11 protein-coding genes and 3 riboswitches are annotated in these 16,039 nt (G+C 64.9%); of the genes, 4 read left to right on the top strand and 7 right to left on the bottom strand.

Annotation, left to right across the window (positions count from 1 at the left end; all coding sequences use genetic code 11):
- Nucleotides 1-215 precede the first annotated feature (215 nt).
- The 4 genes from glyA to gcvP all read right to left on the bottom strand — a co-directional run bounded on the left by glyA (nt 216) and on the right by gcvP (nt 6,258).
- Entirely contained in the window at nt 216-1,538 is a 1,323-nt protein-coding gene (glyA, locus tag CVV68_RS20105; protein WP_110502781.1) for a serine hydroxymethyltransferase, read from the bottom strand.
- Nucleotides 1,535-1,918 (bottom strand): glycine cleavage system protein GcvH, encoded by a 384-nt coding sequence (gene gcvH, locus CVV68_RS20100; RefSeq protein WP_110502780.1) that lies wholly within the window; start codon nt 1,916-1,918, stop codon nt 1,535-1,537. Before gcvH ends, glyA begins: the two co-directional genes overlap by 4 nt.
- 296 nt (nt 1,919-2,214) lie before the next feature.
- Nucleotides 2,215-3,348, bottom strand: a complete 1,134-nt coding sequence (gene gcvT, locus CVV68_RS20095) for a glycine cleavage system aminomethyltransferase GcvT (RefSeq protein ID WP_110502779.1) — start codon at nt 3,346-3,348, stop codon at nt 2,215-2,217.
- An 18-nt stretch (nt 3,349-3,366) separates the two neighbouring features.
- Entirely contained in the window at nt 3,367-6,258 is a 2,892-nt protein-coding gene (gcvP, locus tag CVV68_RS20090; protein ID WP_110502778.1) for an aminomethyl-transferring glycine dehydrogenase, read from the bottom strand.
- A gap of 149 nt (nt 6,259-6,407) precedes the next feature.
- A riboswitch (glycine riboswitch) is annotated at nt 6,408-6,504 on the bottom strand.
- A 249-nt stretch (nt 6,505-6,753) separates the two neighbouring features.
- A riboswitch (glycine riboswitch) is annotated at nt 6,754-6,852 on the top strand.
- Between the two features lies 1 nt (nt 6,853).
- Nucleotides 6,854-6,958: riboswitch (glycine riboswitch) on the top strand.
- Between the two features lie 35 nt (nt 6,959-6,993).
- Here gcvP and cycA point away from each other — a divergent pair.
- Nucleotides 6,994-8,484 carry a D-serine/D-alanine/glycine transporter gene (gene cycA / locus CVV68_RS20085; protein ID WP_110502776.1) on the top strand — a complete coding sequence of 497 codons (1,491 nt, stop codon included), beginning with the start codon at nt 6,994-6,996 and terminating at the stop codon, nt 8,482-8,484.
- 29 nt (nt 8,485-8,513) lie between these two features.
- Nucleotides 8,514-9,395 (top strand): formyltetrahydrofolate deformylase, encoded by an 882-nt coding sequence (gene purU, locus CVV68_RS20080; protein WP_170133268.1) that lies wholly within the window; start codon nt 8,514-8,516, stop codon nt 9,393-9,395.
- 36 nt (nt 9,396-9,431) lie between these two features.
- On the opposite strand, the gene CVV68_RS20075 is transcribed toward purU, so the two are convergent.
- From CVV68_RS20075 to CVV68_RS20065, 3 genes are all read right to left on the bottom strand, one after another.
- A complete protein-coding gene (locus CVV68_RS20075; RefSeq protein WP_170133267.1) occupies nt 9,432-9,713 on the bottom strand; it encodes a DivIVA domain-containing protein in 282 nt (93 codons plus the stop codon).
- A gap of 53 nt (nt 9,714-9,766) precedes the next feature.
- On the bottom strand, nt 9,767-11,695 hold the full coding sequence (locus CVV68_RS20070; RefSeq protein WP_211320934.1) for a penicillin-binding transpeptidase domain-containing protein: 1,929 nt from the start codon (nt 11,693-11,695) through the stop codon (nt 9,767-9,769).
- A 194-nt stretch (nt 11,696-11,889) separates the two neighbouring features.
- Nucleotides 11,890-13,392, bottom strand: a complete 1,503-nt coding sequence (locus CVV68_RS20065; RefSeq protein WP_110502772.1) for a PucR family transcriptional regulator — start codon at nt 13,390-13,392, stop codon at nt 11,890-11,892.
- Between the two features lie 172 nt (nt 13,393-13,564).
- Between CVV68_RS20065 and CVV68_RS20060 the strand changes: the two genes are divergently transcribed.
- Together CVV68_RS20060 and speB are read left to right on the top strand one after the other, a co-directional pair.
- On the top strand, nt 13,565-14,947 hold the full coding sequence (locus tag CVV68_RS20060; RefSeq protein WP_110502771.1) for an MFS transporter: 1,383 nt from the start codon (nt 13,565-13,567) through the stop codon (nt 14,945-14,947).
- The gene (gene speB, locus CVV68_RS20055; protein WP_110502770.1) at nt 14,944-15,942 is read left to right on the top strand and encodes an agmatinase; all 999 of its coding nucleotides are present in this window, start codon (nt 14,944-14,946) and stop codon (nt 15,940-15,942) included. Before CVV68_RS20060 ends, speB begins: the two co-directional genes overlap by 4 nt.
- Nucleotides 15,943-16,039: the final 97 nt, after the last annotated feature.

Genomic DNA, 16,039 nt, shown 5'->3' with positions numbered 1-16,039 from the left:
GGAACTCGACGGGCCAATACCCACGGAAAACAAATCAAAAACACCAACAGACATCGCAAAAACACCTTTCTCGCGGCACGGGGTCTGTGCCGGGGAAACCAACAAAACAGGGAGCGGAGGGAACCGCTGCCAACCCGGGAGCCCCATCAGGCGGGAACGCCCGGGTCAAGCAGGCCACAAGGAGCCGGAGCTACCTTCGGTCAGGACAGTGCCGGTCAGGACAGCGCCGCGACCCCGGGATACAGCGGGTGGGCTGTGGCGAGTGCCTCCACCCGTGACCGCAGCGCGGAAAGGTCGGCACCGGCGTCGGCTATGAGCGCCTCGGCAATGATGTCGGCTACCTCGGCAAACGCCGCCTCACCAAATCCACGGGTAGCCAAGGCAGGCGTACCAATGCGCAACCCGGAGGTGACCATCGGCGGGCGGGGATCAAAGGGTACGGCGTTGCGGTTGACGGTGATGTCGATGGCGGCGAACCGGTCCTCGGCCTCCTGGCCATTGAGCTCACAATTGCGCAAATCCACCAAGACCAAATGCACATCGGTGCCACCGGAAATCACGGAGATCCCCTTGGCTGCGACATCCGGCTGGATGAGGCGTTCGGCCAAAACGCGGGCACCCGCCAGCACGCGCTCCTGGCGTTCCCTGAATTCCGGGGTGGCGGCGATCTTGAACGCCACGGCCTTGCCGGCAATGACGTGCTCCAGCGGACCACCCTGCTGCCCGGGGAAGACGGCTGAGTTGATCTTTTGGGCGATGTCGGCGTCGTTGCTCAGGATGATGCCACCGCGCGGACCGGCCAGGGTCTTGTGCGTGGTGGACGTGGTGACGTGGGCGTAGGGCACCGGGGACGGGTGCAGCCCCGCTGCCACCAAACCGGCAAAGTGCGCCATGTCCACCATGAGGTAGGCACCCACCAGGTCCGCGATGCGGCGGAATTCGGCAAAGTCCAGCTGCCGGGCATAGGCGGACCAGCCGGCCACAATCAGCGCGGGCTTGTGTTCGAGCGCCAGCCGCTCCACCTCGGCCATGTCCACCTGGTGCGTGTCCTCGCGGACCTGGTACGGCACCACGTTGTAGAGGCGCCCAGAGAAGTTGATGCGCATGCCGTGCGTGAGGTGCCCGCCGTGGGCCAGGTTCAGCCCCATGATGGTGTCCCCGGGCTTGATCAATGCGTGCATAACGGAGGCGTTCGCCTGTGCGCCGGAGTGCGGCTGAACGTTCGCGTACTCCGCACCGAATAGGGCCTTGACACGGTCGATCGCGAGCTGCTCAACAACGTCCACGTGCTCGCAGCCGCCGTAGTAGCGGCGCCCCGGATAGCCTTCGGCGTACTTGTTGGTCAGCACCGAGCCCTGGGCTGCCATGACGGCCGCCGCTGTGTGGTTTTCCGAGGCGATCATTTCCAGGCCGGTGCGCTGGCGGGCCAGTTCGGCGTCGATCGCCACGGCGATTTCCGGGTCCAGGGTTGCCAGCGGTGCATCAAGGCTTCGTGAAGCCACCTGGACGTAGTCCACGGTGGCGCCGGCGCGGCTCACAGCCCGCCGCCATTGGCAGCTGCATACTCGGCCGCTGTCAGCAGCGGCCCCTCCGACTCAACGGTCACCTTGAAGAGCCACCCGGCCCCGTAGGGATCGGAATTGACCAGGGCCGGGTCGTCGACTACGGCGGTGTTTACTTCGGTGACCTTGCCGGTCACGGGGGCGTAAAGGTCGGAGACGGACTTGGTGGACTCAATCTCCCCGCAGGGCTCGCCCGCGGTGACGGCGGACCCCACCTCGGGCAGGTCAACATACACAATGTCGCCCAGTGCATCGGCGGCCACGGCGGAGACTCCAACCGTGGTCGGGCTGGTGCCGTCCGCGGCGATCCACTCGTGCTCCGCGGAGTATTTCAGGTCAGGAGCGACTTTGCTCATGATGTTCCGTTCTGTTGGTCTAGTGAAGGATTGGTACAGGAAGGCCGGCTACCCAGGGGCTTGGTCTACTGTCGCTCCGGGCCGGCGACAATCAAGGCGAGTCGCGGGAGTTGGTGTTTTCGAAGGCAACGTAAAGGAGGCCCCAAAGGCCGCCCGCGGCCGACGGGCCGGATAGATCCCAGACGCTCCCACGGTTCGCAAGCTCGCCGCGGGACCCTCGCGTCTGTGGGCCCAGCCGGGGAAATACCGGCTCCCGCGCCGGTGGTCTCGACAAGTTTGACCGCCGGCGCCTGCGGCTACTTTTGGCGCTTGTAGAACGGCAGTGCGACGACCTCAAAGGGCTCGGCCTTGCCGCGCAGGTCGACGTCCAGCAGGGTGCCGACTTCGGCGTGCGCGACGTCGACATAGGCCATGGCGACCGGGTAGCCCAACGTGGGGCTGGGCTGGCCGGAGGTGACTTCGCCGATGACGGCGCCGTCCTTGAGGACCGGGTAGTGGCCGCGGGCGGATCGGCGGCCAAGACCCTTGAGCCCGACGAGCCTGCGGCCGGTGGTGGCGCCGTCGCCCGCTGCCTTGATGGCGGCGAGCGCAGCCTTTCCGATGAAGTCGCTTTCCTTGGCCAGCGACACCACGGGCCCCAGTCCGGCGGCGTAGGCGTGTCCGTCCAGCGAGAGTTCGTTGCCGTACAGGGGCATGCCGGCCTCCAGGCGCAGCGAGTCCCGGGCGGCAAGGCCGGCCGGGATGAGCCCGTGGGCCTGCCCGCTTTCCAGGAGCGCCTGCCACAAGGCTGCGGCACCGGCGTTGGGCACGTAGATCTCAAAGCCGTCCTCGCCGGTGTAGCCGGTGCGTGCCAGCAGCAGTTCCTGAACAGTGCCCTTGACGGTGATGCCTACCTCGACGGCAGCGTAGTACTTCAGTTCGGTCACGCGGGAATGCTGGTCCGCAGGCACCAGCGTCAGCAGGATTGCTTCGGCGTGGGGGCCCTGAACGGCGATCAGCGAGGTCTCGCTGGAGACATCCTCGACGGCGACGTCGAACCCCGAAGCCCGCTCGGCCAGGAGCCCGGCAACCTTAGCGGCGTTGCCGGCGTTGGGAACCACCAGGTATTTCTCGTCGCTGCGCCGGTAGGAGATCAGGTCGTCGATGATGCCGCCGTCGGCGTTGCAGATCAGCGAGTACTTGGCCTTGCCCACGGCCACCGCGGAGAGCTTGCCGGCCAGGGCGTAGTCCAGGAAGGCTGCGGCGTCGGGGCCGCTCACCCAGACCTCACCCATGTGGGACAGGTCAAAGAGGCCTGCGGCGTTGCGGACGGCGTGGTGCTCGGCCAGCTCGGAGGAGTACTTCAGCGGCATTTGCCAGCCACCAAAGTCGGTGAAGGATGCGCCGGCTTTTTCGTGTTCGCCGTAAAGGGCTGTGTGGTTCTCAGTCATGGCAATTCCTTTGCGGTGTTAGTTGGCGAAGTCTGTTGCGTTGTCAGCGAAATCTTCGATCGGAGGGCACGAGCAGACCAGGTTGCGGTCCCCGGCAGCACCGTCAACGCGGCCCACGGGCGGGAAATACTTGTCCTGCCTCAGGCTGTCCACGGGGAAGACCGCCTGTTCGCGCGGGTAGCCGCGGTCCCAGAGCGAATCGACGACGGCGGCAGCCGTGTGGGGAGCGTTGCGCAGCGGGCTGTCCGCCAGGTCGAAGGCACCGTCGGCCACCTGGTCGATTTCCGCCCGGATGCAGACCATGGCGGTGATGAACCGGTTGATTTCGGTGAGGTCCTCCGACTCGGTGGGTTCCACCATGAGCGTGCCGGCGACGGGGAACGACAGGGTGGGGGCATGGAAGCCGTAGTCGATCAGGCGCTTGGCCACGTCTTCGGCGGTGACCCCGGTCCTGGCGGTCAGCTCGCGCAGGTCCAGGATGCACTCGTGGGCCACCAGGTCGCCGGCACCAGTGTAGAGGACCGGGAAGTGATCGTTGAGCTGGGAGGCGATGTAGTTCGCCGCCAAGAGCGCGGACTTGGTGGCCTCGGTGAGCCCCTGTCCGCCCATCAGCTTCACGTAGGCCCAGGAGATCGGTAGGACGCCCGCGGAACCAAAGCGCGAGGCGGAGATCGGGACGCCGGTGGCCGGGCCTGTTGAGACCGCATTGGCATCGCCGGGCATGAACGGAGCCAGGTGGGCCTTGGCGGCAACCGGCCCGACGCCGGGACCGCCACCGCCGTGCGGGATGCAGAAGGTTTTGTGCAGGTTCAGGTGGCTGACGTCGCCCCCGAACTTGCCGGGCTGGGCGAGCCCCACAAGGGCGTTCAGGTTGGCGCCGTCAACGTACACCTGTCCCCCGGCTGCGTGGACGGCGTCGCACACCTCGCGCACATCGGCGTCGTACACGCCATGGGTGGAAGGGTAGGTAATCATGATGGCCGAGAGCTGGTCCTTGTGCGTCTCGATCTTGGCGGTAAGGTCCGCGTGGTCGATGGTGCCGTCGGCGGCCGTGGCCACCACCACAACCTTCATGCCGGCCAGAACGGCGGACGCGGCGTTGGTGCCGTGGGCGGACTGCGGAATGAGGCAGATGGTGCGCTGGACGTCGCCGCGGGAGAGGTGGTAGCCGCGGATGGCCAACAGGCCGGCGAGCTCGCCCTGGGAGCCGGCGTTGGGCTGGAGGGAGACCTGGTCGTAGCCGGTGATCTCGCACAGGTCCGCTTCAAGGCCGCCGATCAATTCGCGCCAGCCCACCGTTTGGGAGTCCGGGGCGAAGGGGTGGATGGAGGCGAATCCAGGCCAGGAGATGGCTTCCATCTCGGCGGTGGCATTGAGCTTCATGGTGCACGAGCCCAGCGGGATCATGGTGCGGTCCAGGGCCAGGTCGCGGTCGCTGAGGCGGCGGATGTAGCGCAGGATCTGCGTTTCCGAGCGGTGGGTGTTGAACACGGGGTGGGTCAGGAAGTCCGAGGTGCGCTCGGTGTCCGCGGTGAGGGCAAAGCCTGCGCTGCCGGCCTGGTCGGTGCCGTCACCTGCCGGTACGGCACCAAACACGGCGGCCACGCGGGCGACGATGTCCGCCGTCGTCGTCTCGTCAACAGAAATGCCCACGTGGTCGGCATCGATGGGGCGCAGGTTGATGCCACCCCGCTCAGCGAGTCCCACGATGACGCCGGCCCGTCCTGGAACGTGCACCGTGAGGGTGTCGAAGAAGGAGGTGTGCAGGAGCTCGACGCCGGATGCCGCCAGTGCCGCGGCGAGGGCGCGTGCGTGGCTGTGAACGGTTTCGGCGATTGCCTTCAGGCCTTCGGGGCCGTGGTAGACGGCGTACATCGATGCGACGATGGCCAGCAGCGCCTGCGCCGTGCAGATGTTGGAGGTGGCCTTTTCGCGGCGGATATGCTGCTCGCGGGTTTGCAGGGCAAGGCGGTAGGCCGGAAGGCCGGTGGTGTCGGTGGAGACCCCCACGATGCGTCCGGGCAGCGAGCGTTCCATCCCTTTGCGGACGGCCATGTAGGCCGCGTGCGGGCCGCCGAAGAACAGCGGGACGCCGAAGCGCTGGGCGGTTCCCACCGCGATGTCCGCGCCCTGTTCCCCGGGAGGCGTGATCAGGGTCAGGGCCAGCAGGTCCGCGGCCACCGTGACGAGCGCGCCGCGTTCCTTTGCCGCGGCAATGACCGGGGCGTGGTTGAAGACGCGGCCCGAAACGCCCGGCTGCTGCAGGACGACGCCGTTGATCGCACCTTCCGGCAGGCCCACGGACAGGTCAGCAACCTCCACCGCAAAGCCCAGGGCTTCGGCGCGGCCCCTGACAATGGCGATGGTCTGCGGAAGGAGGTCGGCATCGAGCACTGTCTTGCCCTCCGCGGCGCCCGTGGACTTGTTGGCCCGGCGCATGAGCAGCACGGCTTCGGCCACGGCGGTCGCTTCGTCAAGCAGGGAGGCGTTTGCCACCGGAAGTGCCGTCAGGTCGCTGACCATGGTCTGGAAGTTCAGCAGCGCTTCAAGGCGGCCTTGGGAGATCTCGGGCTGGTACGGGGTGTAGGCGGTGTACCAGGCCGGGGCCTCCAGGACGTTGCGGCGGATCACCGCAGGCGTCACGGTGTCGTAGTAGCCTTGGCCGATCATCTGGATGGCCGTCTTGTTTTTCGCGGCAAGTGCGCGGAGTTCACCCAACACCTCGACCTCGCTGAGCGCCGGCTGGAGTGCCAGCGGTGTCCCCTGACGGATGGAATCGGGAACGGCCGTCTCGACCAGCGAATCGACGCTGTCGTAGCCGATGGCCTTGAGCATGCGCTCGACGTCGGCCTGGCGGCGGGCGCCAATGTGCCGGTCGGCAAACACAGTCGGGTTGGATTGAATCGTCATGAGGAACTCCAAGGTGTGGCCGGCACGGGGGCAGGCATGGATTTGGGTTCCTCCCCGCTCTGTCGTGGACCTGAGAGATTCCGCGGGACGTGGAGTCCGCTTGCACCGTCGGTGAGCCAGGCTTTCGCCAAACTACTTTCCAGAGTTGCCTCGCCGTGGCGGTACATGGGCCTGAGAGATTCCTGGGGAGGATTTGCTCCTACGGCGCCGCCAAAAAAACTGGGAGGACTCTCCCGCCACGATTCGAAAGGCATATTAAGATGTGGGTGATTCGCACCACACACTACACGAAGATGCCATATGAGGCAAAACCGCGGTGCGGACAGGGCGGTGCGGACAGGGCGTTGCGGACAGGCAATTGCGTGCCGCACAAATGGCGGCACCCCGGTCCCGCACGCGCCGGCCCACAACCTCCGACTCCACCCGCTCGTTTGCGTGACGCCAACACCGTGCGATACCGTGTGACTCGCATCACCCAAGAAAATGAAGTGCCCACGATCCGCGGCGGGAGAGTCCTGCCGGTACGTCTTGGCAGGCGCCGTAGGAGCAAACCCTCCCCGGGAATCTCTCAGGCCCATGTACCGCCGTGGAAAGGCAACTCTGGAAAGCAGTTCGGGAAACCGGACTCACCGAAGGTGCAAGCCCCGCCCTGAACATAAGGCGGTGCGGAAACTCTCAGGTCCCAGACAGAGTGGGGAGGAACCCAAACATGCGTGGCCCTGTGCTGCCCGAACGATGGAGTTCCTTTTGACGATTCGCCACCCCACTGCCGTCCGTGAAGAGCCGCCCCAGCTTGAACGGCAACTGAGCAACCGGCACATCCAACTGATCGCCATCGGCGGAGCCATTGGAACGGGCCTGTTCATGGGCTCGGGCAAGACCATCTCCGCCGCCGGGCCGTCCGTGATCTTCGTGTACATGATCATCGGCTTCATGCTGTTCTTCGTCATGCGGGCCATGGGTGAGCTCCTGCTGAGCAACCTCCACTACAAGTCATTCAGCGATTTCGCTGCGGACCTGCTGGGCCCCTGGGCCGGTTTCTTCACAGGCTGGACGTACTGGTTCTGCTGGGTGATTACCGGAATTGCGGATGTCATTGCCATCGCCGGGTATTCGCAGGAACTATGGCCGGGACTTCCGCTGTGGATTCCCGGGCTCGTCACGATCGGCATACTTCTGGTGCTGAACCTGACCACCGTCAAGGCGTTTGGCGAAACCGAATTTTGGTTTGCACTGATCAAGATTGTTGCCATTGCCGCCTTGATCGTGGTGGGCCTGTTCATGATCTTCAGCGGGTTCCGTTCGGATGCCGGACCGGCAACCTTTACGAATTTGTGGAGCCACGGCGGCTTCTTCCCGCACGAATTCATGGGCTTCGTCGCCGGTTTCCAGATTGCCGTCTTTGCCTTCGTGGGCATTGAGCTGGTCGGAACAACGGCAGCCGAGGCCAAGGACCCGGAGAAAAACCTCCCCAAGGCCATCAACTCCATCCCCATCCGCGTGCTGCTCTTCTACGTAGGCGCCCTGATCATCCTGATGTCCGTCATCCCGTGGACCCAGTTCGCCGCCGGGCACAGCCCCTTTGTCGCCATGTTCTCCCTGGCTGGATTGGGTGCCGCCGCCACCGTGGTCAACCTCGTGGTGCTGACGTCCGCAATGTCCTCGGCCAACTCGGGCATTTACTCCACCTCCCGCATGGTTTACGGCTTGGCCCAGGAAGGCGACGCGCCGCGCCCCTTCGGCAAGCTTTCCCGCCGCAAGGTTCCCAGCAATGCACTGTTCCTCTCCTGCATCCTGCTCCTCTCCGGCGTAGTCCTCATGTACGCCGGACAGGACATCGGCAAGGCCTTTGAAATGGTGACCACCGTTTCCGCCGTCTGCTTCGTTTTCGTCTGGTCAATCATTCTTTTCAGCTACCTTGCCTTCCGGCGGCGCCGGCCCGAATTGCACAACTCGTCCAAGTTCAAAATGCCCGGTGGCATCCCCATGGTGTTTGTGGTCCTTGCGTTCTTCGCCTTTGTCATCTGGGCACTGACCACCCAAACCGACACCCTGGTGGCCCTGCTCGTCACGCCGATCTGGTTCATCATCCTCGGCGTGGTGTGGTTCGTCCTGCGACGACGCCCGAACCACCTGTCCCGCTACGCCAGGTTCCAGGACGATCTCGAGTCTGAACGCGTTATCGCCCAGGATTTGCTGGACAACGCCACGGAGACCGGACGGTGAGCGCGGAAGCCAGCGGCACGCCGTCGGCCATCCCCGTGGTGAACGCCCCGGGGACGGCGAATGACGGTTTTGTCCTCACCCTTGACTGCGCCGAATCCCCGGGGATTGTTCATTCCGTGGCCGAATACCTCCTGGACCACGGCTGTTTCATCGTCGACATCAAGCAGTTCGGCGACCAGCTTAAAGGGCACTTCTTCATGCGGGTGCGTTTCGTGCCGACGGGCGGCGGCCCCACGGCTGGCGAACTCCGGGATAGCTTCGCCCCCGTGGCGGAACAATGGGGCATGAATTGGCGGCTGGAGCCGCAGGGCCGCAGGGAACGCATTCTGGTCATGGTCTCCAAGTACGGCCATTGCCTGAACGACCTGCTCTTTCGCGCCAGGAGCGGTGAACTTCCGGTGGAGATTGTTGCTGTCGTCTCCAACCACGAAACGCACAAGGACCTGGTCGCCTGGCACGGGATCCCGTTCCACCACATCCCCGTCAGTGCGGACACCAAGCCGGCCGCAGAAGCGCAGCTGCTGGACCTGGTGGACGGCTACAAAGTGGAGCTGGTGGTGCTCGCCCGGTACATGCAGGTTCTCAGCGACCGCCTCACGTCCGTACTCACGGGCAGGGCCATCAACATCCACCACTCCTTCCTGCCCAGTTTCAAGGGCGCCAAGCCATATCACCAGGCCTACGAACGTGGTGTCAAGACCGTTGGCGCCACCGCCCACTACGTCAATGCCGAGCTGGACGAGGGGCCGATCATCGCCCAGCAGGTCATCGAGGTCGACCACAGCTACAGCGCCGCGGACCTCGTGGCCGTGGGCCGCGATGCCGAATGCAAGGCGCTGACCAACGCGGTCCGGTGGCACGCGGAAGGCAGGATTATCCTCTCGGGGAACCGGACAGTCGTCCTTCGATGACGACGCCGGACCGGTGAAGTCCCTGCCGGCGCGGACTTACGTTGTGGGCCGGCCGCCGGTTTCGTAAAGTTTTAGCGCCACGGACAGCGTGTCAAGGAAATTGTCCACGTCGGCCTGGTCATAGCCTGTCCGTGAATTTGTCACGGCAAACGTGCATGCCGCCACGTCCTCCGACGCCATCGCACCGGCCTGCCCGCCCTCCCAGGCAAGCAGCGCGTCGCGGGCACGGTCCAGCATGTCGTCGACGTCCTCCATGTCGTAGCCGTCACGAAGCGTAGTGGTGGAAAACGAAACCTTCGCGATCTCCGAACTGTGCATCTCGGTCCTTCCCATTGCTGTACCTGCAGGCGGCCGGCGCCACCGGCCAATGCCTAGTTGCCGACGGCGGCCTCCAGCGCCGCCTTGGCCAGCGGACCGCCGGTGATCGCACCGAGGTCGCCGTCTTCCACGAAAACCGCCACGGCAATGTCGCCCTGGGCGGCAATGACCCAAGAGTGGGTCCGCGGCGGGTTGTCCGTGCCGTATTCGGCGGTCCCGGTCTTGCCCATCGCAGGAGCACCCGGCAGGTCCGCCAGATTGGTCAGGTAGCCGTCGGTGACGGACGCCCGCATCATGGTGCGCAGCCCCTCGGCTTCCTTGGCCGTCAGCGGTGCGTCCCCGGCCGGCTTGGCCTTGCCGTCATGGCCGGCCACCAGCACCGGGGCCACGGTTGCCCCCTTGACCGCCGATGACATCATGGTGGCCAGCGCCAGCGGGGACACTTGGACCTTGCCCTGGCCGATCATGGAGGCGGCGTGCTCAGTGCCCGCCGAATCGCGCGGCACGGCGCCCATGAACGCGTCCAGTCCGAGATCGTTGGTCATGCCAATGCCCAGGGCGCCTGCCGCGTCGGCCAGCTTGCCCTGCGCCAGGTTCTTGTACTGGGACACAAAAGCGGTGTTGCAGGAGTGGGCAATGGCCACGGTCATGGGGATCTGGCCTTCGGCATCCACGGCGTAGCCGGGGGCGTTGTAGAACTTTTTGCCGTCCGCCGTGAATTCCGGCGTGCAGCTCAGTGTTGACTGCGGGTTCAGGCCCTCCCGGAACAGGCCCAGCGACGTCGCGATCTTGAACGTGGATCCGGGGGCGTACTCCCCCAGGAAGGCCGTGTTGTAGCCATTGCTGTCCGGGCCGTTGGCGGCGGCCAGAATGGCTCCGGTGGACGGCTTCATCACTACAATGGAGCTGGGGGTCTTGACATCGGCCAGGGCGTCCTCGGCCGCCGTCTGCAGCTTCGGCACCAGGGTGGTCTTCACGTCCTTCCCGTCAGTGGGCGCCTGCGTGAAGAGGACTTTCGCTCCGCCGCCGCCGGCGTTGGGATCGGGCGTCGGTGCCGGGGCTGGCGCCTCAGTGGCTCCCGCGGAAGGCGTGGCGGTTGCCGAGGGCGTGGCCGTGATGGTGACGCCGGGCGTGCCCGCGAGCTGGTCGTCAAAGGCGGCCTGCAGGCCGCTGCCGCCCACCACCTGACCGGCCACAATCTTGCCCTTGGACTTCTTGATATCTTCCGCGGTGGCCTCGTGCACCGAACCCAGAACCGCCTGGGCAAAGGTGCGCGACGGCGCCAGCGGCAGTGTCCCGGGCGTGGCCAGGAAACCCTTGATGTCCTTGAGCCTTGTTTGGTCCAGGGCGGCAAAAGCCTCCTCGCGCAGGGTAATGGCATCCACAAACGCCACGGGACCGTAAGCCTTGATCTTGGCGAGGTAGGCGGCCGGATCAATGTCGACGACGGCAGCCAGCGCCTTTGCGGACGCCTGGCCTTCCGCTTCGCTGAGGCCGTCCTTGTTGATGCCCACGGTTTCCACCGGACGGTCCTTCACGATCGCCTGGCCGTCCGCGGCCAGGATGCCGGCCCTCGCGGCGTAGGCGGTGCTGATCTTCAGCCGTTCACCGGCCGCCAGTCTGGGCTCCACCATCGCGGGCGACCACGTGATGGTCCAGCCGTCGCCGTTGCGCTTCATGTCCGCGCCCGTTTTGTACGTCCACGGCTTCTCCACCTTCGGAATGGTCCAGGAGTAGCCCAGGGAGATGCGGGCGGTGCCGTCCTCCTTGACAGCAACGCCGTCCACACTGACCTTTGGCCACAATGGGTCGATCCCCGCGGACAGCTCCGTGAGCTCCTTTTGGACCTCGGCGGCCGGCTGGTCAAACGCCACGCTGCCCACCGTGTGCGCCGAGAGCGCCGCGGCCAGTGACTTGGCTGTTGCCGTTCCGTCGTCCTTCGGGGAAGAACAGGCGGCACCCGTCAGGACAAGGGCAAGCACGAGCAAAAGACCAGCGGCACGACGAAGCATGGGACCCCAAACGTTGAATGTGATCCCAGCTTACAGAAAAGTTGCGGCGGGCCGCCCGGAGTGTCCCACCAGCCGCGAGGCGGCCGTTGGCTCCGGCGCTGCTGACCTTGCGGTCCCCTTCGTCCAACGCCTGCGGATTTGCCGGTACGACGCCGGCCAACGTGTCACGACCCGGTGTCCATCGCGTGGTGGATCTGCAAGGCGATCCAGACCTGGGCCAGGGCTGAGGTTTCGGTCAAGTCCAGTCCGGTCAGCTCACTAATTTTTCGGATCCGATATATGACGGTTTGGCGGTGGACGAAGAGCGCGGCGGCTGTTTTATGCCATGAGCGCTGCAAGTCCAGATAAGTCTTCAACGTAACGATGAGGTCCGGTTGCCGCCCCCGCTCATATTCGAAGACGGGACCCAACAAATGTTGAACGAGTGCTTGGCCTTCGGTGAAACTGGTCAATCCCAGCCAGGACGGCCCCTCGGCGTAGCGGACCAGCGCCTCCCCCGAGCTTGCCGCCGTGCCCAGGGCCCACAGGGACTCCTGCAGGGCACGCTGCAGTCCGGAGGCCGTCGCGGGACTGCTGAGCCCGATCCTGACCCCCGGTCCGACCGCGTGGCGCAGCAGATCCTGCGGGCACGCCGCGGAAATGGCGACATGAAGCCTGTCGGCCCGGCGCAGGCAGGCGGTCGCAAAGCCGTGCCGCCACAAATCCGCATGGATGTCATCAAGGCCCCGCTCATCCGCGCTGGACATCGATGCGATGAAAAACTCCTGCGCCGGCACACCAAAACCCGACAATCCGTTTTCCACGTCGGCCGTACCGTAGCGCCCGTCGATGGCCTGCAACAGGAATTCGGATCCCAGCCTGTGCTGGTTTTCCAGTTCCAGGACGGCCCTGGACAGTTCAAGGCCCAGCACCGTTGCTGCGTGCAGAAGCACCACTGCGTCGGGGTGCGGTGCCGAGTTCGGCAAAACAACCAGAACGGCATTTGCGTGCGTGGGGATGTCCATCATCAGCAAATGCCGGTCGCCGTCCAGGTGGTGCCATTGGAATTGTTTGACCGCCCCGGCATCCTGCCCGAGCAGCGGCACCAGGTCCTGGACCAATTCATCGGGGATCGCTTCACCACCTGGATGCCAGGAATGCAGGCAGCCCCGCTCCAGCACAAGGACTTCCGCTTCCAGCTCGGCAGCCACACGGGCCACGAGTTCATGCCACCCATTCCCGCGGGTCCCCGTCAGCCGGAGAAGGTCGTAGATGCGTGCAGTCTGCCGCAGTCTGCGGGATTCCTCCAGCAGGGATGCTTCCGCGACGGATCGGGCGATGGCAATAAACGGCAGGGGATACGGGACATTGATGAGCGGCAGGGGAAGGCTGTTGCAGGCGGCCAGGAATTCGGGCAGGAGCTCCGGGGCGTGCATCTTCTCACCAATGGCCAAGGCGCTTGCGCCCGCCTTAACCAATGCCTCCGCCAGGGCGACCTGAGCCGGGGCGTCACTGGGCAGCGAAAGCCCGTTGGTCATCATGATCTCGCCCCCGGTGACCCATTCCCACAAACGGGGAAGGTCGGAGGTATGGGCCCAGGTAATACTGTTGCCCAGGCCGGCGGAACCGGCCAGCAAGCCAAGCCCGAGCTGCGGCTCTGCCAGCAGTTCGGCGACGGTAACGGCCATGGATCCCTCCCTCGGTCATTTGCTACGGGCCCCTGCCCAATACTCTAGACAAATGTATAGGACGCACCTGCTTTTGTAGTCAATGTACGTATGGGTTTCGTGATGCCCATCACCAATGATGGAGGAACGAATATCCCGCTCAGCGATGAGCATTCACGGAAGAGGGTTTGCAATGAGCGAACCGAGCAACCTCATTGATGACGCCCCGCTGAGCAGATTTCACAAGAAACTGACGGTCTTCTCCTCGGGTGGCCCGTTCATCGACGGCTACTCACTGTCAATCATCGGCATTGCGCTGATCACCATGACACCGGCCCTGAAACTGACCACGGGCGAGATCGGGATGATCGGCGCCGCAAGCTTGGTGGGGATCTTCTTTGGCGGGGCCATCTTCGGGTGGCTCACCGACAAGATCGGCCGCCACAAGATGTACATCGCGGACCTGATCGCTCTGGCCGCATTCTCCCTCCTGAACGGTATTGCGGCGGAAATTTGGCAGGTGGTCTTGTGCCGGTTCCTGCTCGGCATGGCCATCGGAGCCGACTACCCCATCGCCACATCACTGCTGGCCGAATTCCTGCCCAAAAAGTATCGCGGTCGACTCTTGGGGGCCACCTTTGTGGTGTGGGCGGTAGGCGCTGCCGCTGCGTTCGGCGTCGGCTACCTGCTGCGCAATTTCGGCCCGGATGCCTGGCGCATCATGGTGGCCAGCCCCGCAATTTTCGCCGTCATTACACTCCTGTGCCGGCTTGGCACGCCGGAATCACCGCGCTGGCTCCTGTCCCGCGGTCGCAGGGATGAGGCGCGGGCAGTGATCAAGCAAGTGTATGGACACCAATATGACCTCAGCGACATCTCATCCGATTCTGACGCCAACACCAAGCCCGCCCGGCTCACCGACATTTTCAAGGGCGAACTCTGGAAGCGGACGCTCTTCGTCTCCATCTTTTGGACCGCCCAAGTCATCCCGCTCTTCGCGGTCTACACGTTTGCCCCGGACCTGCTCTCCTCCTTTGGGCTCACCGGTGACGCCAACCTCTATGGGGGCTCGCTGCTGATCTCCATGCTGTTTGTCATCGGAGGCATCCCCGGCCTGTGGCTGGTGGAACGGATCGGCCGGCGCAAGCTGCTGCTGTGGAGCTTCGGCGTCATCGTCGTTGCCCTGGCCATCCCCGCCTTTATCCACAATGTGCAGGCGGCGCCGCTGTTCATAGCCCTCGCCATCTTCGCCCTGGCCTCGGGAGCCTCCAGCTTCCTTGAAGTCGTCTACCCCAATGAATTGTTCCCCACCGAAATTCGGGCCACAGCTGTTGGCTTTGGCACGGCCATCAGCCGCGTTGGATCAGCCGCCAGCACCTACCTGATGCCGGCCGCCATCATCAGTTTTGGCGCCGCGGGTTCCCTGCTGATCGGAGCAGTCATTTCCCTGGTCGGCCTGGTGGCAACGTTCATCCTCGCACCGGAGACGGCCAATAAGACACTTCACGAACTCACCACCAAAATCAAGCCTGCCAAACAGGCAGCAATCAAAGTAACCGAAGGATCCCTGCCATGACCTCACACACCCCCGTCGGACCCGTCGACGCGACCAAAGTCCCCCGCTACGCCGGATTGGCCACCTTTGCCAAGCTTCCGCAAATCGACCAGGTCCCCGACTACGACATCGCCATCGTCGGTGTCCCGTTCGACGGCGGCACCTCCTACCGCCCCGGCGCCCGGTTCGGTCCGGCCGCCGTCCGCGAAGCGTCGCGGCTGCTGCGCCCCGGCTACCATGTGGAGCTCGACGTCGAGCCGGTCACCGAGGCCCAGGTAGTTGACGCCGGTGACCTGGCGTGCACCCCCTACGACATCACCGAGGCAGTGCGTGAAATTGAAGAGCAGGCACGGCCCCTCATGGCCGAAGACAAGCGGGTCATCGCGATCGGTGGCGACCACACCATCGCCCTTCCCATGCTGCGGGCGCTCACCAAGGTCCACGGCCCGGTCGCCCTGCTGCATTTCGACGCCCACCTGGACACCTGGGACACGTACTTCAACCAGCCCGTCACCCACGGCACCATCTTCCGCCGTGCCTTCGAGGAAGGGCTGCTCGTTCAGGACAGCTCAATGCACGTGGGGATCCGGGGCCCCGTCTATGACCGCGACGACTTCCTGCGTGACCACGAGTTCGGCTTCCAGATCATCCGCTGCTCCGACCTCGACGTAATAGGCGTTCCCGCCGCCATCCAGCAGGTCAAAGACCGACTGGGCGACACCCCCGTCTATGTCTCCATCGACATCGACGTCCTTGACCCGTCGTACGCCCCCGGCACGGGAACCCCAGAAATGGGCGGCCTGCATTCACGCGAACTGCTCGCCCTGCTGCGGGGGCTGAACGGCATCAACATTGTTGGCGCCGACGTCGTGGAGGTCGCTCCGGCCTACGACCACGCCGACATTACCTCCATTGCCGCGGCGACTGTCGTCTTTGATCTCCTGGGCCTGATGGTCAACCGCAGCAAGGGCGCATCCTTTGCCGGCGAACGGGACCTGGAAGGGTCAGCCGTTTAATCAAGACCCCCTGTGGGCCCACGGACCTTCCGCGGGCCCACACCCGTATCCCGGCCGCCCCTTGTGGCCGCCGCGGGGGAAAGGCTGTCCCTGGACC

The sequence above is a fragment of the Arthrobacter livingstonensis genome (assembly GCF_003219815.1).
Lineage (GTDB): Bacteria > Actinomycetota > Actinomycetes > Actinomycetales > Micrococcaceae > Specibacter > Specibacter livingstonensis.
The sequence above is the reverse complement of the archived record's forward strand: the minus strand, read 5'-3'. Positions and strand labels throughout refer to the sequence as shown.

Bases quoted from the DNA above. Each gene is read 5' to 3' on its own strand.
- cycA (WP_110502776.1), top strand. From the start codon at position 6,994: ATGGAGTTCCTTTTGACGATTCGCCACCCCACTGCCGTCCGTGAAGAG.
- gcvP (WP_110502778.1), bottom strand. From the start codon at position 6,258: ATGACGATTCAATCCAACCCGACTGTGTTTGCCGACCGGCACATTGGC.
- CVV68_RS20065 (WP_110502772.1), bottom strand. From the start codon at position 13,392: ATGGCCGTTACCGTCGCCGAACTGCTGGCAGAGCCGCAGCTCGGGCTT.
- gcvT (WP_110502779.1), bottom strand. From the start codon at position 3,348: ATGACTGAGAACCACACAGCCCTTTACGGCGAACACGAAAAAGCCGGC.
- CVV68_RS20060 (WP_110502771.1), top strand. From the start codon at position 13,565: ATGAGCGAACCGAGCAACCTCATTGATGACGCCCCGCTGAGCAGATTT.
- gcvH (WP_110502780.1), bottom strand. From the start codon at position 1,918: ATGAGCAAAGTCGCTCCTGACCTGAAATACTCCGCGGAGCACGAGTGG.
- CVV68_RS20075 (WP_170133267.1), bottom strand. From the start codon at position 9,713: ATGCACAGTTCGGAGATCGCGAAGGTTTCGTTTTCCACCACTACGCTT.
- speB (WP_110502770.1), top strand. From the start codon at position 14,944: ATGACCTCACACACCCCCGTCGGACCCGTCGACGCGACCAAAGTCCCC.